Genomic DNA, 19,147 nt, shown 5'->3' with positions numbered 1-19,147 from the left:
TCCCTCGGGACACCTCGGCAGAGCCCCCAGGACGGATCGCCAGCCGCGATGGCATTCAATCACTTACCGGCAGGCGTGCACGACGCCTTGGGACCATTGTCCATCCCGCCAGTGACACACTCGATGCCGATGGCCAAAATTTCTTCTCCCGGAGGACCCTCTGCGGGCGCCCCGGCACAGACGTCCCCGCAGGCGGTCCTCGACCGCCTCAGCGCTGGGCCGAGCCGTGCATCGCGCGTCACTCATACGGAGCACTTGCCCCCACGTGCGGCTCGGTATGCAGTCTGGCCGGACCGCATCCGCCCTGAAGTCATATCCGCCGTCCGGGCGGCGGGCATCGAGCAGCCCTGGGCCCACCAGGCCCTGGCGGCCGAGCACGCCCTCGACGGGGAATCCGTGGTCGTGGCCACCGGCACCGCCTCCGGCAAGTCGCTCGCCTATCTCACGCCCGTCCTCTCCGCCCTCCTCGACGGCTCCGAGGCACCCAACGGGCGCGGCGCCACCGCCCTGTACCTCGCCCCCACCAAGGCCCTGGCCGCCGATCAGCGCCGGGCCGTCCGCGAACTCGCCGCCCCTCTCGGCAACGCCGTACGCCCCGCCGTCTACGACGGCGACACCCCCTTCGAGGAACGCGAGTGGGTGCGCCAGTACGCCAACTACGTGCTGACCAACCCCGACATGCTGCACCGCGGGATCCTCCCCTCCCACCCCCGCTGGGCCTCCTTCCTGCGCGCCTTGCGCTATGTCGTCATCGACGAGTGCCACACCTACCGCGGCGTCTTCGGCTCGCACGTCGCCCAGGTCCTGCGCCGCCTGCGCCGCCTCTGCGCCCGCTACGGCTCCGAGCCCGTCTTCCTGCTGGCCTCCGCCACCTCCGCCGACCCCGCCGCCTCCGCGGAGCGCCTCATCGGCCTGCCCGTGAAGGAGGTCGCCGACGACGCCTCGCCCCGCGGCGAACTCGTCTTCGCCCTGTGGGAGCCCCCGCTCACCGAGCTGCACGGCGAGAAGGGCGCCCCCGTGCGCCGCACCGCCACCGCCGAGACCGCGGACCTCCTCACCGACCTCGCCGTCCAGGGCGTCCGCTCGGTGGCCTTCGTACGCTCCCGGCGCGGCGCAGAGCTGATCGCGGTGATCGCCCAGGAACGCCTCGCCGAGGTCGACCGCTCCCTCGCCCGCCGCGTCGCCGCCTACCGGGGCGGATACCTCCCCGAGGAGCGACGCGCCCTGGAACGCGCCCTGCACTCCGGCGAACTCCTCGGCCTCGCCGCCACCACGGCCCTCGAACTCGGCGTGGACGTCTCGGGCCTGGACGCCGTCATCATCGCGGGCTACCCCGGTACGCGCGCCTCCCTCTGGCAGCAGGCGGGCCGGGCGGGACGCTCCGGGCAGGGGGCCCTGGCCGTGCTGGTCGCCCGGGACGACCCCCTGGACACGTATCTCGTCCACCACCCCGAAGCGCTCTTCCAGCAGCCCGTCGAGTCCACCGTCCTCGACCCCGACAATCCGTACGTTCTCGCGCCCCACCTGTGCGCCGCCGCCGCGGAACTCCCCCTCGTCGACAAAGACTTCGCCCTCTTCGGCCCGGCCGCCGCGGAACTGCTTCCGCAGCTGGAGGCCGCGAAGCTGTTGCGCCGCAGGACCAAGGCCTGGCACTGGACCCGCCGCGAGCGGGCCGCCGATCTCACCGACATCCGCGGCGAGGGCGGCAAGCCCGTCCAGATCGTCGAGGAGGGCACGGGGCGGCTACTCGGCACCGTCGACGCGTCCGCCGCGCACGCCACCGTGCACGAGGGCGCGGTCCACCTCCACCAAGGCCGTACGTATCTCGTGCGCCGACTCGACCTGGAGGACTCGGTGGCGCTGGTCGAGGAGGCCGTGCCGCCGTACTCGACGACCGCGCGCGACACCACCGCGATCTCCATCCTGGAGACGGATGTCGAGGTGCCCTGGGGCGAGGGCCGCCTGTGCTACGGCTCCGTAGAAGTGACCAACCAGGTCGTCTCCTTCCTGCGCAGGAAACTCATCACGGGCGAGGTCCTCGGCGAGACCAAGCTGGAGCTGCCTCCTCGTACGCTGCGCACGCGCGCCGTCTGGTGGACGGTCACCGAGGACCAACTGGACGCCGCCCGCGTCCATCCCGAGATCCTCGGCGGCGCCCTGCACGCCGCCGAGCACGCCTCCATCGGCATGCTGCCGCTGTTCGCCACGTGCGACCGCTGGGACATCGGCGGCGTCTCCGTGCCGCTGCATCCGGACACGCTCCTTCCCACGGTGTTCGTGTACGACGGTCATCCTGGCGGGGCCGGATTCGCCGAGCGGGCCTTCCACACGGCGCGGGAGTGGCTGACGGCCACGCGACAGGCGATCGCGGCCTGCGAGTGCGAGGCGGGCTGCCCTTCGTGCATCCAGTCCCCCAAGTGCGGCAACGGCAATGATCCGTTGCACAAGCGAGGGGCTGTGCGGTTGCTTTCGGTGTTGTTGAGGGATGCGGAGGGGGCGGCTGGGTGAGGCGCCTGGCGGTGCGCCTTGACTGGCGGGGGCGCCTTCGGCGGGGATTCGCCTTGGGCTCCGTTGTGGGGCGGGGCCGTGGGGGTGACTCTCCCCGGGCGGGGACTCGTTTCTGTGGTTCGGCGGGCGGGTGGGGAACGTTCGCCGTAGCGCGGCGGAGTCGGGGGGAGCGCGGCGCACGATGGTCAGGGCGGCAGGGTGGCGGCTGCTGGGCCCGCCCGCGCTCGGGCCTTGGCGGTGAAGGCGCCGACAGACGCCGTGGCCGTGACGTCGACCGTGTCGCCCCGCACAGTGCAGCGCAGGAGCCACGCGCCCTGCTCCTCGGCCACCCGGCCAGCCCCCGCACAGGCCGCCGAGTCGCCCGTCGCCCAGCGGTCCGCCGCGGCCAGCGCCGCCAAGTCCGCCGCACCGCCCGCCCGATGCCGGGCCACGATGACCTGCCCCATCGCCAGCACCGCCCCGCAGACCACGCAGAGCACCGCCATCACCACCGCCACCCACACCGTGGCCGCCCCCCGGTCCCTGTCCGGGCCACTCCACATGCCGCCCGTCATACGCCCACCCCCACCGTCTCCTCCGCCAACGCCACCGCCTCCGACCGCAGCCGCAGGCCGAGACCCAGTGCCCTCGGGCCGGGCGCCTCCGCGACCACCTCGACCCGCACCAGGTCACCGTCCCGCCGCACCGACACACGCGCTCCACGCGGTGCCGCCTGCCGTGCCTCCGCCACGGCCACCGCCTCCGGGTCCTGCCGCGCCGCCGCGCGAGCCCCTGCCCTCGCTGCGTCCACGCACTGGATCTGCGCGCACGCGGCCAGCAACGTCCAGACCAGTGCCATGGCGAACAGGACCAGCGTCGGCAGCACCACGGCCGCCTCCGCCGTCACGAACCCCCGGTCCCCCGCCTGCGACCTCGGGCCCCGATCAGAACGGCGCATGGAGTGCCTTCTCCACCAGTGCCTGCAAAGCCGCCCTGACCTGGCCGCTCGTCACCACCTTGTAGAGCAGTCCGGCGAACCCCACCGCCGCGATCAGCCCCATCGCGTACTCGGACGTGACCATCCCCGCGTCCCTGTCCTTCGCGAGAGTCCGCCGAAGCAGCGCTCGTGTGTATTTGCTCAGTTGCATGTCAACCCCCGTGGTTTCTTCGTGCCTTGTGCCGCGGCCCTGGTGGCCGCAGCGGTTGTCCGGCTCGACTTCAGTCCGTACTCAGCAGGCCTTCTGCCAGTCCGATCAGCACCGGCAGGACACCGACCGCGACGAATGCCGGAAGGAAGCACAGGCCCACCGGCGCGGTCATCAGGACCGCCGCCCTTCTCGCCTTCGCCGTGGCCGCCCGGGCCCGCGCGGAACGGGCGTCCGCGGCGAGGCGGGCCACCGGTTCCGCGGCGGGGGCTCCGGAGTCGCCGGAGCGCTCCAGGAGCCCGGCCAGCGGGGCAGCGCCCGGTATCGCCTCCAACTGCCGCCATGCGTCAGCTGGTTCGCTGCCCAGTCGCACTTCCGCGGCTCCTCGCGCGAGGCTCTCGCCCACCGGGTCTCGCAGCGACTCCCCGACGGCTCGGGCCGCTGCGACAGGCGTCGCTCCAGCAGTCACGCAGGCCGCCAAGAGGTCGGCGGCAAGCGGTAGTTGGCGTACCCCGTCGGCCTCCTCGCCAGCTGCCTTCGGCGTGCGGGGCGGTGCGTGGGTTCGCCGCCAGTGCCATGTGCCGTAGCCGATAACCGCCCCCGCAGCGAGCCCGAGGACTCCGCCCACCAGGGCGTAAGCCGCGCTCGCCACCCCTGCGACCGGTAGCCAGGCGCGCGCTCTGTCACGCAGGCCCGACCACCGCTCCCCGCGCCGCACGTCCGGCCGCTCCACAGCCAGCAGCTGTCCGGCCCTCCGCCGCAGCGCCCTCTCGCGCCGCGCGGCCAGCACGACCAGAGCCAGCCAGAGCACGGCCGCGACTCCCCACACGGCCACCCCCAGCCTGTGGACAGAACTCATCGCCCCTCCGCTCCTCGAACGATCCGCAGCGCCCACCACACCCCGACGCCCTCAAGCACCCCGCCCGCCGCCAAGCAGCCGAGACCCGCTCCCGTGTGCAGCAGCACCCGCAACGGCTCCGCTCCCAGCGCGCTGCCCATCAGCAGCCCGAGCACCGGAAGCCCCGCGAGCATCACGGCTGTCGACCGGGCGCCCGCCAACTGGGCGCGCAGGTCCGCCCGCTGGTCGCGCTCCGAGCGCAGCGCGCCCTCCAGCCGCTCAAGGCCCGCCGCCAGTCCCGCACCGCGGTCCACCGCCACCCGCCAGCACGCGGCCAGCCCCAAAAGCCCCTCCGCCCCCGGCTCCCGCGCCGCCTCACCGAACGCCCCCGGCACATCCCCGCCGAACCGCGCCGCCGCCAGCACGGCACTCCGACCCTCACCGGCCCCGTCGCCCCCGGACCCGTCTCCCCCGCGGGTACTGCCATCGAGGGCCACCCGCAGTGCCTCCCCCGGCTGCCGCCCCGCCCGCACCTCGCCCGCGAGCGCCCCGCACAGCGCGATCACCGCGTCGCCGCGCCGCTCGCGCTCCCGGCGCGTGTCCCTGGCCCGCCGCACACGCCCCGCCAACGGCACTCCCGCCGTGCCCGCGACCAGCGGCAACGGCGACTCCCCGAGGAGCGCCACCACCGCCCCTGCCGCCAGGCACCACCACTCATGCCGCACCCGAGCCCGCCCAGCGGCGACCGCCCGCCGCCAGGAGCCGCCACCCGCCCTCTCGGGCACCCCGGCCCCGAGCACCGACCGGATCCGCTGGGCAGTGCGGTCGCGACCGTCCATCAGCCAGGCCGCGCTCCCCGCGCACACGGCCGCCGCCCACATCGACGTACTCACACCGCACCACCCCGGGCCCCGCCCTCCAGAAGCGCGCTCAGCCGCCCCCACCCGGGCCCCTCGGTGAACGCCTCCTTGCCCCACCGCAGTGCGGGCACCGTCACCACCAGGCCCGACGCTGCGCGCTCCAGCACATGCACCTCGGCGATGCGGCGGCGGCCCGCCCTGTCGCGTACGAGATGGATCACCACGGACAGCGCGGCCGCCAACTGACTGTGCAGGGCGGCCCGGTCGAGACCGGCGGCGGTGCCCAGGGCCTCCAGGCGGGCGGGCACGTCCCCTGCGGCATTGGCATGCACCGTGCCGCAACCGCCCTCATGGCCCGTGTTCAGCGCCGCCAGCAGATGGATCACCTCGGCTCCCCGCACCTCGCCGACGACCAGCCGATCAGGACGCATCCGCAATGCCTGGCGCACCAGGTCGTCCAGCCCGACGAGGCCGGCCCCCTCCTGGTTCGCGGGGCGGGACTCCAGCCGGACTACGTGGGGGTGCTCGGGCCTCAACTCCGTGGAGTCCTCGGCCAGTACGATCCGCTCCTTCGGGCCGACCAGGCCGAGCAGCGCGCTCAGCAAGGTCGTCTTGCCGGTGCCCGTGCCCCCGCTGATCAGGAAGGACAGACGGGCGTCGAGCAGCGCCCGCAGCACCCGGTCGCCGCCGGGCGGCACCGTCCCCGCGTCGGCCAGCTCCGCGAGGGTGAAGGCGCGGGGCCGCACGACCCGCAGGGAGAGGCAGGTGGAGCCCACGGCGACCGGTGGCAGCACGGCGTGCAGCCGGGTGCCGTCCGGGAGGCGCGCGTCCACCCAGGGCCTCGCGTCGTCCAGGCGCCGCCCCGCGACGGCCGCCAGGCGCTGTGCGAGGCGCCGCAGCGCGGCCGCGTCCCGGAACGTGACCCCCGTCAGCTCTAGGCCGCCGCCCCGGTCCACCCAGACCTTGTCCGGCGCGGAAACCAGCACATCGGTCACGGAGGCGTCCGCGAGCAATGGCTCCAGGGGCCCCGCGCCGACCAGCTCCGAACGCAACTGGGCGGCGGCTCCGAGCACTTCGGTGTCCCCGAGGACCCGGCCCTGCGCCCGCAGCGCCTCGGCGACCCGCGCCGGGGTCGGCTCCGTGCCGTTCTCCGCGAGCCACTGGCGCACCCCGTCCAGCATCCGCGCCCCCACGACCGCGCTCATACGCCCCCTCCGAGGGTGTCGGCCGGCACCCGGTCCCAGAACTCGGCGCAGAATCGCGCCAGCGGGCCGCGCGCGGCGCCACCGGGCGGCACCCCAGCCGCCTGCGCCACACGGAGCCCCGGCTCCCAGGGCACTTCTCCGACCAGCGGCAGCCCGAGCAGCCCCGCGACCTCCTCCGGGTCGAGCGTGCCGAGGCCCGGCGCGCCCACGCCTGCCGGGACCACCACGCGCACGTCGCGCAGTACCAGACCGGCCGCCGACGCCACTCGCCGCGCCCCCGCCACCGCGCGCAGCTCGGGCGGCACCACCAGCAGGCCGAGGTCGACCTGCGCCAGTGCCTCCGCGACCGCCTCGTCCACCCGGCGCGGCAGGTCCACGACGACCACCCCGCCGCGCCTGCGGGCCGCCGAGACGACGGCACGGACGGCTTCCGGCGCGACCGTCACCACGTCACCGCGGTCCCAGCTCAGGACCCGCAGGGCGTGCAGCTCCGGAAGTGACTCCTCCAGCGCTCCTCCGCCGACCCTGCCCCGCGACGCGGCGAAGGCCGGCCAGCGCAGGCCTTCGGCCGTCTCGCCCCCCAGGAGGACATCCAGGCCGCCGCCCAGCGGGTCGGCGTCGACGAGCATCGTGCGCCGTCCCGCGCGGGCCGCCGAGATGGCGAGGGAGCAGGCCAGAGTGGAGGCCCCGGCCCCGCCTCGCCCCCCGATGACCCCGACGGTGAGCGCGGGCCGCCCCACGCCCTCGGCCACGTCGGCGATGCGCTCCACCAGCCACTGCTCGCCGTCGGGCAGGAGCAGCACATGGTCGGCGCCGATCTCCACCGCCCGCTGCCAGACCCCGGGATCGTCCTGATCCCGCCCGACCAGCACGACCCCGCGCCGCCGCGCGGCCCCGCGCAGCCGCTCCGCCGCGTCGTCGCCCACCAGGACGAGCGGAGCCGAGTCCCATCCCCCTCCGCGGTCGGGCCCGCCGTGGTGCACCTCGGGCCGGGCCCCTGCCGCCGCGCACAGCCGCAGCAGGTCATCGAGGAGATCCACATCCTCCGTGAGGATCAGCGGTCCACCCTGCCGTCCGTCAGTCGGCGCGGCCCCGCACTGCGAAATCAGTCCACCCACGATCTTCATCCCCCTCGCGCACAAGCTCCTGTGAATGCCGCGTTCCGCAAGGGGCGAAGAACCTGGCAAAGCAATCCGGCCATGAACTTCGCGAGCAGAACGAGCAGAATCAGCGTGCAGCGATCCGGGAAATCTTGTGGATCTTGGTCAATAACTGTGGACAAGGCGATGGCTGTGAATATTTCGGTCACTCGAACCAGTGACATCGCATCGGCTTCACGTCGGCTTCGCGCCACCTTCGCCTCGACTTCCCAGCACCTTCCGCCGACTTCCCGAGGGCTTCCGCAGAGCAGCGCGACGACTACACACAGTGACGGATCTTGGGCAGACCTCAAGAATGCCAAGAGGGCGGAGAGAGGGACCTGAGGGCCGGAAGATGATCGACGGAGGGCTCAAAAACCCATCCGGACATGCGACGACCCCCGCCGGGGGGGAGAGCGGGGGTCGTCCCCACGGTCCGACTCGGGGGGGGGAGGAGCCAGACCGGGTTAGCACGGTCGCGAACGATCCGTGACTTCCATGGTGTACCCGAGAGCCTTCTCAGGCAAACCCACGCGCCTCAGCTTACGCCGAATGGTGGGCGCCTATGCTCAAGCCTGTGGAAAACCACTCCTTGCCTCGCACGGCCGCCTTCTTTGACCTGGACAAGACGGTCATTGCGAAGTCGAGCACGCTCACGTTCAGCAAGTCGTTCTACCAAGGCGGCCTGATCAACCGCAGGGCGGTGCTGCGCACCGCGTACGCGCAGTTCGTCTTCCTGGCGGGCGGCGCCGACCACGACCAGATGGAGCGGATGCGTGAGTACCTGTCCGCGCTGTGCCGCGGCTGGAACGTACGACAGGTCAAAGAAATCGTCGCCGAGACCCTGCACGATCTGATCGACCCGATCATCTACGACGAGGCCGCCTCCCTCATCGAGGAGCACCACACCGCGGGCCGCGACGTCGTCATCGTCTCCACCTCGGGCGCCGAGGTCGTCGAGCCGATCGGCGAACTCCTCGGCGCGGACCGCGTGGTGGCGACCCGCATGGTGGTCGGGGACGACGGCTGCTTCACCGGCGAGGTGGAGTACTACGCGTACGGCCCCACCAAGGCCGAGGCGATCAAGGAGCTGGCCAGGTCGGAGGGGTACGACCTCGACCGCTGCTATGCCTACAGCGACTCGGCGACCGATCTGCCCATGCTCCAGTCCGTGGGACACCCCTTCGCCGTCAACCCCGACCGCGCCCTGCGGAAAGAGGCCCTCACGCGCGCGTGGCCGATCCTCGACTTCCACCGCCCCGTGCGGCTCAAGCAGCGCCTGCCCGCCCCACCCCGGCCCGCCCTCGTAGCGGCCGCCGCGGTGGGCGCCGCGGCGGCCACCGCGGGTCTCGTCTGGTTCGCGAGCCGGCGGCGCGCGGCGGCGAGCTGACCAGCACTGTTGCCAAGGGCGCCCCCTGCGCCCCATTCGCACCTGTTTGAACCCAAAAGTAAAGAAGTACGGCCAGGACTACCGCTTGCCCCAGGACTGGAGTACAAAGGAGTCAACGGCCCGCGAGACCAAGGACATCCGAGAGGATTACCTTAAAACGCAACCACGGCCCCACGGACCGAGCATGAACACTGGGCACCCACGCGACGTCGACCCGTCGATTACGGGCCAGCCGCACCAGGTGACGGGCCAAGTTCCCGACCTGATGGGCAACATTTCGAGGACGCTTGGTAACCCGGTGAACATGCCAGCGGCGGTACGGAATTCCGTACCGCCGCAACCCTGTTCGGGCCACCCCACTGCTTACTGAAGCGCCATGCCGCTCCGCGCTGAAGCTCCTATGCCGCTCCGCGCTGAAGCGCCTCGCAGACCGCGGTCGACTCCCTGACGCCCAGCTCAACGGCCTTGCCGCAGTGGGCGATCCAGGCCGCCATGCCGTCCGGCGTGCCCGACGCGTAGCCGTCCAGGGCCGCCACGTAGGCCGCCCGGCCCAGCTCCGCGTGCCCCGCCTCCGCCGGGCAGATCGACTTCGGGTCGAGGCCGCTGCCCACCAGGACGATGCGCTCGGCGGCCCGCGCGACCAGGCCGTTGTGCGAGGCGAAGGGCCGCAGACTGAGCAGTTCGCCGTGGACCACGGCCGCCGTCACCAGGGCGGGCGCCGAGCTGCCCGCGCTGATCAGCCGCGACAGGCCTTCCAGGCGCCCCGCCACCTCGTCCGCGTCCGGCAGCGGAAGCTCGATCAGCGGCTCCTCGACGGGCTCGCCCGCCAGCCACGGGCGCCCCGCGGCCTCGACCGAGTCGGCCGCCGCGACCAGGTGCAGCCTCGCGAGGACCCGCAGCGGCGACTGCCGCCAGATGGACAGGAGTTGCCCGGCCTCCGCGGTCAGCCGCAGGGCCCCGCCGACCGTGCGCGCCTCACCGTCACCGCTGAAGTCGCTGCGCCGGCGCACCTCCTCGAGGGCCCACTCGGCCCCGGAGAGCGCGGCGGAGCCACGGGCGCCGCGCAGCGCCGCCTCGGAGGTGATCTCGTTGCTTCGGCGCCGCATGATCCGGTGCCCGTAGACCCGGTCCACCGCCTTGCGCACGGAGTCCACGGAGTCGGCAACGCCGGGGAGCGCCCCCAGGGCCACGAGCGGATCGGATGTCGTACTCATGAGTACGACCCTACGTACTCCGCGCGCCCACTCCACGAAGGAGTGGTCTTCTTCACGCGGAACGAGTACCGCACGTAAGGAACCCACTACGCTATGTGGTTATGAAAATCGCTTTCGTGGGGAAGGGCGGCAGCGGCAAGACCACGCTGTCCTCGCTCTTCATCCGCCACCTCGCCGCCACCGGCGCCCCTGTCATCGCGGTGGACGCCGACATCAACCAGCACCTGGGCCCCGCGCTGGGCCTCGACGAGGCGGACGCCACCCGGCTGCCCGCCCTCGGCGCCCACCTGTCCCTGATCAAGGACTATCTGCGCGGCACCAATCCGCGGATCGCCTCCGCCGACACCATGATCAAGACGACACCCCCGGGCGAGGGCTCGCGGCTGCTGCGGGTCCGCGAGGACAACCCCGTGTACGACGCGTGCGCCCGGCCCCTGGAACTCGACGGCGCCACCGTGCGTTTGATGGTCACCGGGCCGTTCACCGAAGCCGACCTCGGTGTGGCCTGCTACCACTCCAAGACCGGAGCGGTGGAGCTGTGCCTGAACCACCTCGTCGACGGCCGCGATGAGTACGCGGTCGTGGACATGACCGCCGGCTCGGACTCCTTCGCCTCCGGGATGTTCACGCGCTTCGACATGACGTTCCTGGTGGCCGAGCCGACGAGGAAGGGGGTCTCCGTCTATCGCCAGTACAAGGAGTACGCCCGCGACTTCGGCGTCGACCTCAAGGTCGTCGGCAACAAGGTGCAGGGCCAGGACGACGTCGACTTCCTGCGCGAACAGGTCGGCGACGACCTCCTGGTGACCGTCGGGCACTCGGACTGGGTGCGCGCCATGGAGAAGGGCCACCCGCCCCGCTTCGAGCACCTGGAAGAGGAGAACCGCCGCTCCCTGCGCGTACTTCAGGACACCGTCGATGCCTCGTACGAGCGACGGGACTGGGAGCGCTACACCCGCCAGATGGTCCACTTCCACCTGAAGAACGCGCAGAGCTGGGGCAACGAACGGACGGGTGCCGACCTGGCCGCCCAGGTCGACCCCGACTTCGTTCTGCGCGAGCAGACGGTCACCCCTGCCTGAACGGGTCCGCGGGGGTTACGGCTTGACCGCCGGAGCTCCCGGGACGCCCTTGGGGGCCGGTGCGGGCTGGGCGGAGAGGAACGACGCCCAGCCCTCCTTCGGCGCCTTGCCGACGGGCAGCTTGGTCAGCTTCGCCAGCACCTTCGGGTCCTGCGCGTCGAGCCAGTCGGCGAGCTGCCGGAAGGAGACGCAGCGCACCCCGCGCTTGGTGCAGACCGAGTCGATGGTCTCCTCGATGGCCCGCATGTACGTGCCGCCGTTCCACGACTCGAAGTGGTTGCCGATGATCAGCGGCGCGCGGTTGCCCTTGTAGGCGCGGGCGAAGCCCCGGAGCAGCCCGTCGCGCATCTGGTCGCCCCAGTACTCGTGCTTGGACGGGTCGCCGTTGGACGTCGAACCGGACTGATTGACCATGAAGTTGTAGTCCATGGTGAGCGTCTCGAAGCCACGGCCGGGCACCGGGACGAGCTGCATCGACAGGTCCCAGAGGCCGTGCTTCTTCTTGGGCCACAGCTGGTTGTTGACCCCGCTGGTGTCGTAGCGGAAGCCCAGCTCCCGGGCCGCCCGCATGAAGTTCTTCTGCCCCTCCAGGCAGGGCGTGCGGGCGCCGATCAGTTCCTTGTCGTAGTCGAAGGGCAGGGGCTGCGCCTTCTTCATCCCCGTGTTCGTCTTCCAGGCCTTCACGAAGGACTTGGCCTGCTTGATCTCGCTCTTCCAGTCCTTGACCGACCACTCGCCGACCCCGCGGCCGGCACCGCAGAAGTGACCGTTGAAGTGGGTGCCGATCTCATTTCCCTCGAGCCAGGCGCCGCGGAGCTGCTCCACGGTGTTCTTGATGCCCTTGCGGTCGTTGAAGCCGATGTCGGAGCTGCCGGCCATGTGCTGCGGCGGGTCGTAGAGAGCGCGCTTGTCCTCGGGGAGCATGTACACGCCGCTGAGGAAGTACGTCATCGTGGCGTTGTTCCGCTTGGCCACCTTGCGGAAGTGGGAGAACAGCTTCTGGCCGTCCTCGCCCGCGCCGTCCCAGGAGAAGACCACGAACTGCGGTGGCTTCTGGCCGGGCTTCAGCCGGGCCGGTCTCGGCAGGTTCGGCTGTTTTCCGGTGTACGCGGTGGAGCCGTCCCCGATCAGGCGCACCGGGCTCTTGGGCGCCGCGGCTCCGGCCGCCTTCTTCGCGCCGTGGGCGCCTTCCTTGGTGCCGGCGTCCGCGCCGGTGTCGCTTCCCGCGCAGCCGGCCAGCGCTGTCGCGCAGGCCACGAGGGCGGTGAGGCTCGCGGTGATCCTACGGGTGGCGGCCATCTTCCGCCCACCTCTTTCCGTGCAAGTCGGGACAGAACGGTCAGCAACTTCGCACGGATGTCGGAATGTCCCGATCTGACAAGCCGACAAAAGTTTTTATTCATTCATCCGGGTGATTGATTACCCCATTTGCCCCTTTAGTCCACCCAAAGCCTTTACTCTGCATTACTGTTCGTTTACCGAGAGTTGAGATATCCCGCCGCTGCACGCCGTGACCCACGGCCGCGACCCGACCTCCGGAGCCCCTCCGGAGGACCCCTTGTCCCGCGACCGCGCTGCCCCGGAGGAGACGGGAAAAATGTCTGCCTGCGTCCCCACTCGCACCACTGATCCGGCCCCCACCCCGGGCGCCGACACGCCCCCCACCCGGCCGCCCGGCAAGCGGTTCCGCGTCGCGGGGGCCGACATCTCCGCGTCGATCGCCGTCTTCCTGATCGCGCTGCCGCTGTCCCTCGGCATCGCCCTCGCCACCGGAGCGCCGCTCCAGGCGGGCCTTGTCGCCGCCGCCGTCGGCGGCATCGTCGCCGGTCGGCTCGGTGGCTCACCGCTCCAGGTCAGCGGGCCCGCCGCCGGGCTCACCGTCGTTACCGCCGACCTCATCCAGCGGTTCGGCTGGCGGACCACCTGCGCCATCACCGTCCTCGCGGGCCTGGCTCAACTGGGCCTCGGCTGCCTGCGCGTGGCCCGCACCGCGCTCGCCGTAAGCCCCGCCGTGGTGCACGGCATGCTGGCCGGTATCGGCGTCTCCATCGCCGTCGCCCAGTTGCACATCGTCCTCGGCGGCACACCGCAGAGCGCCGTGGTCGACAACCTCCGTGCGCTGCCCGCCCAGTTGGCCGACCTGCATCCGGCCGCGCTGTCGATCAGCCTGCTCACCCTCGCCGTGCTGCTGCTCTGGCCACGGATCCCCGGGCGCGCGGGCCGCATCGCCCGCGTCGTGCCCGCCGCCCTGGTCTCGGTGGCCCTCGCGACGGGCGTGGCCTCCGCCGCCGGCTTCCGGGTCGACCAGGTCGAGCTGCCGTCCTGGCGCAGTCACGCGCTGGTGGGGCTCCCCGAGGGCCCCGCGCTCGGGCTCGTCGCCGCCGTGCTCACGATCACGCTGGTGTGCAGTGTGCAGTCGCTGCTCGGCGCCGTGGCCGTCGACAAGCTCGTCTCCAAGCAGCCCGAGCCGCACAGGGACGTGCGCCGCTCCGACCTCAACCGCGAGCTGCTCGGCCAGGGCAGCGCCAATATCGTCTCCGGAGCGCTCGGCGGCCTGCCCGTCGCCGGTGTCGCCGTGCGCAGCACGGCCAATGTGCGCGCGGGCGCCGTCAGCCGGAACTCCACGATGCTGCACGGCGTTTGGGTAGTAGTGGCCGCGCTGCTCCTGGTCCCCGTCCTGGAGCTGATCCCCCTCGCGGCCCTCGCCGCCCTCGTCATGGCCGTCGGCATCCAGATGGTCAGCCTCTACCACATCCGTACGATCACCCGTCACCGCGAGATCCTCGTCTACGCCGTGACCACCGTCGGCGTTGCCTTCATCGGCGTCCTCCAGGGTGTCGCGCTCGGCGTCGCCGTCGCCGTGGCGGTGGCGCTGCATCGCCTCGCCCGTACCCGGATCACCCACGAAGTGCGGGACGGCGTTCACCATGTGCGCGCTCGCGGGCAGTTGACGTTCCTCGCGGTGCCGCGGCTCAGCAGAACCCTGCATCTCGTGCCCCCTGGCGCGGACGCTGTCGTGGAATTGGACGGCTCTTTCATGGACCACGCGGCCTACGAATCCCTTCAGTGCTGGCAGGACGAGCACACCGCCCACGGCGGCGGTGTCGAGATCACCGGACGGGACGGCACTCGCATCGCCGAGCCCGCCAGCGCCTCGCATTCCTGCTGCCGGCCGTGGACACCCTGGCGCAATCACCACTGCGACCGGCCGCAGGAGGAGCAGGAGGCGGGCCGGCCCAGGCCCAGCGGGTATCAACTGGCAAGCGGTATCAGCGCGTTCCAGCGGGACACGGCGCCGCATGTGCGGGGCGAGCTGGCCAGGCTCGCGCGCGAGGGCCAGCAGCCCGCGCAGCTCTTCCTCACCTGCGCGGACTCCCGGGTCGTCACATCGATGATCACGTCCAGCGGCCCCGGCGACCTCTTCGTCGTGCGCAACGTGGGCAATCTGGTGCCGCTGCCGGGCGCCGAGAGCGGGGACGACTCGGTGGGAGCCGCGATCGAGTACGCGGTCGACGTGCTCAAGGTGCGGTCCATCACCGTGTGCGGGCACTCCGGGTGCGGTGCGATGCAGGCACTGCTCAACACCCCGCCCGGGGGCGCCCAGACGCCGCTGCGGCGGTGGCTGCGGCACGGCCTGCCGAGCCTGGAGCGGGTGGGCGCGCAGGACAGGGCGTGGGCGCGGCTCTCCGGGCGGGCGCCCGCCGACGCGGTCGAGCAGCTCTGCCTCACCAACGTGGTCCAGCAGTTGGAGCACTTGAAGGCGCACGAGGCCGTGGCGCGCCGCCTTGCCGAGGGCGATCTCGAACTGCACGGTATGTACTTCCATGTCGGAGAGGCGCAGGCGTATCTGCTGACGGAGAACAGCGACGCGGAGCACCTTCCCGACGAGGTCTTCGCCCAGGTCGCGCCCACAGCGCTGGTCGAGGGCGGCCGGGCCGAGACGCGAAGGGCCAGCGCCTGACGAGTAAAGGTCTAAACCAATTTTCGGCAGGCCCTTGTCACCGCGGGGCGGGTCTGATGAGCTGTGGCTTCGGACACAACGGTCGCCCCCGGCAAAGCAGCGCAAGGGAGATGTCGTGAGCAACGAAAGCCTGGCCAACCTCTTGGGGGAGGAGATGGGACAGTGACCGAGAATCCTTCCCTCTCCAACCTCCTGAAGGAGGAGCGTCGCTTCGCGCCGCCGGTGGAGCTGGCGGCCGCCGCCAACGTCACCGCGGAGGCGTACGAACAGGCCAAGGCTGACCGGCTCGGCTTCTGGGCCGAGCAGGCCCGCCGACTGACCTGGGCCACGGAACCTACCGAGACGCTCGACTGGTCGAACCCGCCGTTCGCCAAGTGGTTCGCCGACGGCAAGCTCAACGTCGCGTACAACTGCGTCGACCGCCACGTAGAGGCAGGACACGGCGAGCGCGTCGCGATCCACTTCGAGGGTGAGCCCGGCGACAGCCGGGCCATCACCTACGCCGAGCTCAAGGACGAGGTCAGCCGCGCGGCGCACGCGCTGACCGAGCTGGGCGTCCAGAAGGGCGACCGGGTCGCCGTCTATCTGCCGATGATCCCCGAGGCGGTCGTCGCGATGCTGGCCTGCGCCCGCATCGGCGCCGCGCACTCGGTGGTCTTCGGCGGGTTCTCCGCGGACGCCATCGCGGCCCGCATCAAGGACGCCGACGCCAAGGTCGTCATCACCTCCGACGGCGGCTACCGCAGGGGCAAGCCCTCCGCGCTCAAGCCCGCCGTGGACGAGGCCGTGAGCCGGGTCGACAGCGTCCGGCACGTCCTCGTCGTCCAGCGCACCAAGCAGGACGTGGCGTGGACCGAGGGCCGTGACGTGTGGTGGCACGAGATCACACGGAAGCAGTCCACCGAGCACACGCCCGAGGCCTTCGACGCCGAACACCCGCTCTTCATCCTCTACACCTCGGGCACCACGGGTAAGCCGAAGGGCATCCTGCACACCTCCGGCGGCTACCTCACGCAGACGGCCTACACCCACCACGCCGTCTTCGACCTCAAGCCGGAGACCGACGTCTACTGGTGCACGGCCGACATCGGCTGGGTCACCGGCCACTCGTACATCACGTACGGCCCGCTGGCGAACGGCGCGACGCAGGTGATGTACGAGGGCACCCCCGACACTCCCCACCAGGGCCGCTTCTGGGAGATCGTCCAGAAGTACGGGGTGACGATCCTGTACACCGCGCCGACGGCGATTCGTACGTTCATGAAGTGGGGCGACGACATCCCCGCGAAGTACGACCTCAGCAGCCTGCGCGTCCTCGGTTCGGTCGGCGAGCCGATCAACCCCGAGGCCTGGATGTGGTACCGCAAGAACATCGGCGCCGACAAGTGCCCCATCGTGGACACCTGGTGGCAGACCGAGACCGGCGCCATGATGATCGCGCCGCTGCCGGGCGTGACCGAGACCAAGCCGGGCAGTGCCCAGCGCGCGCTGCCGGGCATCGCCGCCACCGTCGTGGACGACGAGGCGAACGAAGTGCCGAACGGCGGCGGGGGTTACCTCGTCCTGACCGAGCCGTGGCCGTCGATGCTGCGCACCATCTGGGGCGACGACCAGCGGTTCATCGACACGTACTGGTCGCGCTTCCAGGACCGCTACTTCGCCGGTGACGGCGCCAAGAAGGACGAGGACGGCGACATCTGGCTCCTCGGCCGCGTGGACGACGTGATGCTCGTGTCCGGGCACAACATCTCCACCACCGAGGTCGAGTCCGCGCTCGTCTCGCACCCGTCGGTCGCCGAGGCGGCGGTCGTGGGCGCGGCGGACGAGACGACCGGGCAGGCCATCGTCGCCTTCGTGATCCTGCGGGGCACGGCGAACGTCGAGGACGAGGGCCTGGTGGCCGACCTGCGCAACCACGTGGGCAGCACGCTCGGGCCGATCGCCAAGCCGAAGCGGGTCCTTCCGGTGGCCGAGCTGCCGAAGACGCGGTCCGGCAAGATCATGCGGCGCCTGCTGCGCGACGTCGCGGAGAACCGCGAGCTGGGTGACGTCACCACCCTCACGGACTCCTCCGTGATGGAGCTGATCCAGTCGCGGCTCCCGGCCGCGCCGAGCGAGGACTGAGACCGCCGCGGCGGACCGCTCGTACGTGAGGAGGGCATCCGGCACCGCGCCGGGTGCCCTCTTCATGCCTAAAGTGAAGATTGCCGGATGCGCCCGCGCGCACGTTAGGTAGGCTAAGAATCGCGTCAACGTCGCGACAAGAGTCATGCGAACGAGAAGCGACACGACCGAGAAGCGAAGAGAAGTACCTAGGTGCGCCGGGAAGTCTGGTCGGCATGTGCTCAGCCCTGCCTACCGACCGGAGGTCAACCCGTGACCGCGCCCGCCCCCCACCCCCGCCGCAAGGTCCTCGGCCGCCTCTCGCTACCCGAGCGGAATTTCGTCGCCGAGGCCCTGCGCGCCGAGACGGTCGGCGGAGTCCTGCTGCTGATCGCCGCCGTCACCGCGCTGATCTGGGCGAACACGGCCGGCGGCTCGTACGAGTCGGTGCGCGGCTTCCACCTCGGGCCCGGGTCGCTCGGGCTCGACCTCTCCCTCCAGCACTGGGCGGCGGACGGGTTGCTCGCCGTCTTCTTCTTCGTGGCGGGCATCGAACTCAAGCGCGAACTGGTCGCGGGCGATCTGCGCGACCCCAAGGCCGCCGCGCTGCCCGTCGTCGCGGCGCTCTGCGGCATGGCCGTACCGGCGCTCGTCTACCTCCTCACCAACCTCGTCGGCGGAGGTTCGACGGACGGCTGGGCCGTGCCCACCGCCACCGACATCGCCTTCGCGCTCGCGGTCCTCGCCGTCATCGGCACCTCGCTGCCGTCCGCGCTGCGCGCCTTCCTGCTCACCCTCGCCGTCGTCGACGACCTGTTCGCGATCCTGATCATCGCGGTCTTCTTCACCAGCGACCTGAACTTCGCGGCGCTCGGCGGCGCCGTCATCGGCCTCGCCGTCTTCTGGCTGCTGCTCAAGAAGCGGGTGCGCGGCTGGTACATCTACCTCCCGCTGGCCCTGGCCATCTGGGGCCTGATGTACAACAGCGGCGTCCACGCCACCATCGCCGGCGTCGCCATGGGCCTGATGCTGCGCTGCCACAAGGAGGACGACAGCGAGCGGCACTCCCCCGGCGAGCACATCGAACACCTCGTACGCCCCCTCTCCGCGGGCCTGGCCGTACCACTGTTCGCCCTGTTCAGCGCCGGTGTGTCCATCTCGGGCGGCGCGCTCGGCGACGTATTCACCAAGCCGGAGACGCTCGGCGTCGTGCTCGGCCTCGTCATCGGCAAGGCGGTCGGCATCTTCGGTGGCACCTGGCTAGCCGCGCGCTTCACCAAGGCCGAGCTGAACGACGATCTGGCCTGGCCCGACGTCTTCGCGGTGGCCTCGCTGGCCGGCATCGGCTTCACGGTCTCGCTGCTCATCGGCGAACTCGCCTTCACCGAGGACCCACTGCTCACCGACGAGGTCAAGGCCGCCGTCCTGGTCGGCTCGCTGATCGCGGCGGTGTTCGCCGGAACCCTGCTGAAGGTACGCAACGCCAAGTACCGCAAGCTGTGGGAGGACGAGGAGCGCGACGACGACCTCAGCGGTGTCCCCGACATCTACGAGATGGACGACCCGGGGTACCACCTCCGGATGGCCGCCATCTACGAGAAGAAGGCCGCGGAACACCGCAGGCTTGCCGAAGTGTCGGGCGGGGAACGCGAGGATGGCAACGGTCCGGCATGATCTGAGCAGACACATCTCAGAAGAGATCAGAAGAGAAAAAGGGGAGAAC

The 19,147-nt window shown here is 71.4% G+C and carries 15 protein-coding genes; 6 read left to right on the top strand and 9 right to left on the bottom strand.

Annotated features, from left to right (window positions below):
* Nucleotides 1-48 precede the first annotated feature (48 nt).
* Nucleotides 49-2,508, top strand: a complete 2,460-nt coding sequence (locus CP975_RS19300) for a DEAD/DEAH box helicase (protein WP_167532709.1) — start codon at nt 49-51, stop codon at nt 2,506-2,508.
* Between the two features lie 185 nt (nt 2,509-2,693).
* On the opposite strand, the gene CP975_RS19295 is transcribed toward CP975_RS19300, so the two are convergent.
* The 7 genes from CP975_RS19295 to ssd all read right to left on the bottom strand — a co-directional run bounded on the left by CP975_RS19295 (nt 2,694) and on the right by ssd (nt 7,662).
* Nucleotides 2,694-3,062: an Rv3654c family TadE-like protein gene (locus tag CP975_RS19295; RefSeq protein WP_055536503.1), complete on the bottom strand. Its 369-nt coding sequence runs from the start codon at nt 3,060-3,062 to the stop codon at nt 2,694-2,696.
* Nucleotides 3,059-3,445, bottom strand: a complete 387-nt coding sequence (locus CP975_RS19290; RefSeq protein ID WP_055536504.1) for a TadE family type IV pilus minor pilin — start codon at nt 3,443-3,445, stop codon at nt 3,059-3,061. Before CP975_RS19290 ends, CP975_RS19295 begins: the two co-directional genes overlap by 4 nt.
* Nucleotides 3,432-3,569 carry a DUF4244 domain-containing protein gene (locus CP975_RS19285; protein WP_030782176.1) on the bottom strand — a complete coding sequence of 46 codons (138 nt, stop codon included), beginning with the start codon at nt 3,567-3,569 and terminating at the stop codon, nt 3,432-3,434. The genes CP975_RS19290 and CP975_RS19285 overlap by 14 nt, the downstream gene beginning before the upstream one ends.
* 136 nt (nt 3,570-3,705) lie before the next feature.
* Nucleotides 3,706-4,491, bottom strand: a complete 786-nt coding sequence (locus CP975_RS19280) for a type II secretion system F family protein (protein ID WP_055536506.1) — start codon at nt 4,489-4,491, stop codon at nt 3,706-3,708.
* A complete protein-coding gene (locus CP975_RS19275) occupies nt 4,488-5,351 on the bottom strand; it encodes a type II secretion system F family protein (protein ID WP_150477921.1) in 864 nt (287 codons plus the stop codon). The genes CP975_RS19280 and CP975_RS19275 overlap by 4 nt, the downstream gene beginning before the upstream one ends.
* Before the next feature lie 8 nt (nt 5,352-5,359).
* Nucleotides 5,360-6,535, bottom strand: a complete 1,176-nt coding sequence (locus tag CP975_RS19270; RefSeq protein ID WP_055536248.1) for a TadA family conjugal transfer-associated ATPase — start codon at nt 6,533-6,535, stop codon at nt 5,360-5,362.
* Nucleotides 6,532-7,662: a septum site-determining protein Ssd gene (gene ssd, locus CP975_RS19265; RefSeq protein WP_150477158.1), complete on the bottom strand. Its 1,131-nt coding sequence runs from the start codon at nt 7,660-7,662 to the stop codon at nt 6,532-6,534. Before ssd ends, CP975_RS19270 begins: the two co-directional genes overlap by 4 nt.
* 577 nt (nt 7,663-8,239) lie before the next feature.
* Between ssd and CP975_RS19260 the strand changes: the two genes are divergently transcribed.
* On the top strand, nt 8,240-9,064 hold the full coding sequence (locus CP975_RS19260; protein WP_055536323.1) for an HAD family hydrolase: 825 nt from the start codon (nt 8,240-8,242) through the stop codon (nt 9,062-9,064).
* A gap of 398 nt (nt 9,065-9,462) precedes the next feature.
* Here the strand turns inward: CP975_RS19260 and CP975_RS19255 are convergent, their stop codons facing one another.
* Entirely contained in the window at nt 9,463-10,278 is an 816-nt protein-coding gene (locus tag CP975_RS19255) for a Fic family protein (RefSeq protein ID WP_055536324.1), read from the bottom strand.
* Nucleotides 10,279-10,379: 101 nt separating this feature from the next.
* On the opposite strand from CP975_RS19255, the gene CP975_RS19250 reads away from it, so the two are divergent.
* On the top strand, nt 10,380-11,360 hold the full coding sequence (locus tag CP975_RS19250) for an ATP-binding protein (RefSeq protein WP_055536325.1): 981 nt from the start codon (nt 10,380-10,382) through the stop codon (nt 11,358-11,360).
* A 15-nt stretch (nt 11,361-11,375) separates the two neighbouring features.
* Here CP975_RS19250 and CP975_RS19245 read toward each other — a convergent pair whose 3' ends face one another.
* Complete coding sequence (locus CP975_RS19245) at nt 11,376-12,659, bottom strand: polysaccharide deacetylase family protein (protein WP_150477157.1); 1,284 nt, start codon at nt 12,657-12,659, stop codon at nt 11,376-11,378.
* Nucleotides 12,660-12,957: 298 nt separating this feature from the next.
* Here CP975_RS19245 and CP975_RS19240 point away from each other — a divergent pair, with 298 nt between their 5' ends.
* From CP975_RS19240 to nhaA, 3 genes are all read left to right on the top strand, one after another.
* Nucleotides 12,958-15,321: a bifunctional SulP family inorganic anion transporter/carbonic anhydrase gene (locus CP975_RS19240; protein ID WP_150477156.1), complete on the top strand. Its 2,364-nt coding sequence runs from the start codon at nt 12,958-12,960 to the stop codon at nt 15,319-15,321.
* Nucleotides 15,322-15,483: 162 nt separating this feature from the next.
* Nucleotides 15,484-17,445, top strand: coding sequence for an acetate--CoA ligase (gene acs / locus CP975_RS19235; RefSeq protein ID WP_055535406.1), 1,962 nt, complete (start codon nt 15,484-15,486; stop codon nt 17,443-17,445).
* Nucleotides 17,446-17,697: 252 nt separating this feature from the next.
* Nucleotides 17,698-19,098 carry a Na+/H+ antiporter NhaA gene (nhaA, locus tag CP975_RS19230; RefSeq protein WP_055536330.1) on the top strand — a complete coding sequence of 467 codons (1,401 nt, stop codon included), beginning with the start codon at nt 17,698-17,700 and terminating at the stop codon, nt 19,096-19,098.
* Nucleotides 19,099-19,147 lie beyond the last annotated feature (49 nt).

The organism is Streptomyces alboniger (assembly GCF_008704395.1).
In the GTDB taxonomy this organism is placed as follows: Bacteria; Actinomycetota; Actinomycetes; order Streptomycetales; family Streptomycetaceae; genus Streptomyces; species Streptomyces alboniger.
Note: the sequence above shows the minus strand (reverse complement) of the source record. Positions and strands in the feature narration are given on the sequence as shown.

Excerpts from the sequence above, each read along its gene's own strand:
- CP975_RS19300 (WP_167532709.1), top strand. The coding sequence starts at position 49 with ATGGCATTCAATCACTTACCGGCAGGCGTGCACGACGCCTTGGGACCA.
- CP975_RS19295 (WP_055536503.1), bottom strand. The coding sequence starts at position 3,062 with ATGACGGGCGGCATGTGGAGTGGCCCGGACAGGGACCGGGGGGCGGCC.
- CP975_RS19290 (WP_055536504.1), bottom strand. The coding sequence starts at position 3,445 with ATGCGCCGTTCTGATCGGGGCCCGAGGTCGCAGGCGGGGGACCGGGGG.
- CP975_RS19285 (WP_030782176.1), bottom strand. The coding sequence starts at position 3,569 with ATGGTCACGTCCGAGTACGCGATGGGGCTGATCGCGGCGGTGGGGTTC.
- CP975_RS19280 (WP_055536506.1), bottom strand. The coding sequence starts at position 4,491 with ATGAGTTCTGTCCACAGGCTGGGGGTGGCCGTGTGGGGAGTCGCGGCC.
- CP975_RS19275 (WP_150477921.1), bottom strand. The coding sequence starts at position 5,351 with ATGTGGGCGGCGGCCGTGTGCGCGGGGAGCGCGGCCTGGCTGATGGAC.
- CP975_RS19270 (WP_055536248.1), bottom strand. The coding sequence starts at position 6,535 with ATGAGCGCGGTCGTGGGGGCGCGGATGCTGGACGGGGTGCGCCAGTGG.
- ssd (WP_150477158.1), bottom strand. The coding sequence starts at position 7,662 with ATGAAGATCGTGGGTGGACTGATTTCGCAGTGCGGGGCCGCGCCGACT.
- CP975_RS19260 (WP_055536323.1), top strand. The coding sequence starts at position 8,240 with ATGCTCAAGCCTGTGGAAAACCACTCCTTGCCTCGCACGGCCGCCTTC.
- CP975_RS19255 (WP_055536324.1), bottom strand. The coding sequence starts at position 10,278 with ATGAGTACGACATCCGATCCGCTCGTGGCCCTGGGGGCGCTCCCCGGC.
- CP975_RS19250 (WP_055536325.1), top strand. The coding sequence starts at position 10,380 with ATGAAAATCGCTTTCGTGGGGAAGGGCGGCAGCGGCAAGACCACGCTG.
- CP975_RS19245 (WP_150477157.1), bottom strand. The coding sequence starts at position 12,659 with ATGGCCGCCACCCGTAGGATCACCGCGAGCCTCACCGCCCTCGTGGCC.
- CP975_RS19240 (WP_150477156.1), top strand. The coding sequence starts at position 12,958 with ATGTCTGCCTGCGTCCCCACTCGCACCACTGATCCGGCCCCCACCCCG.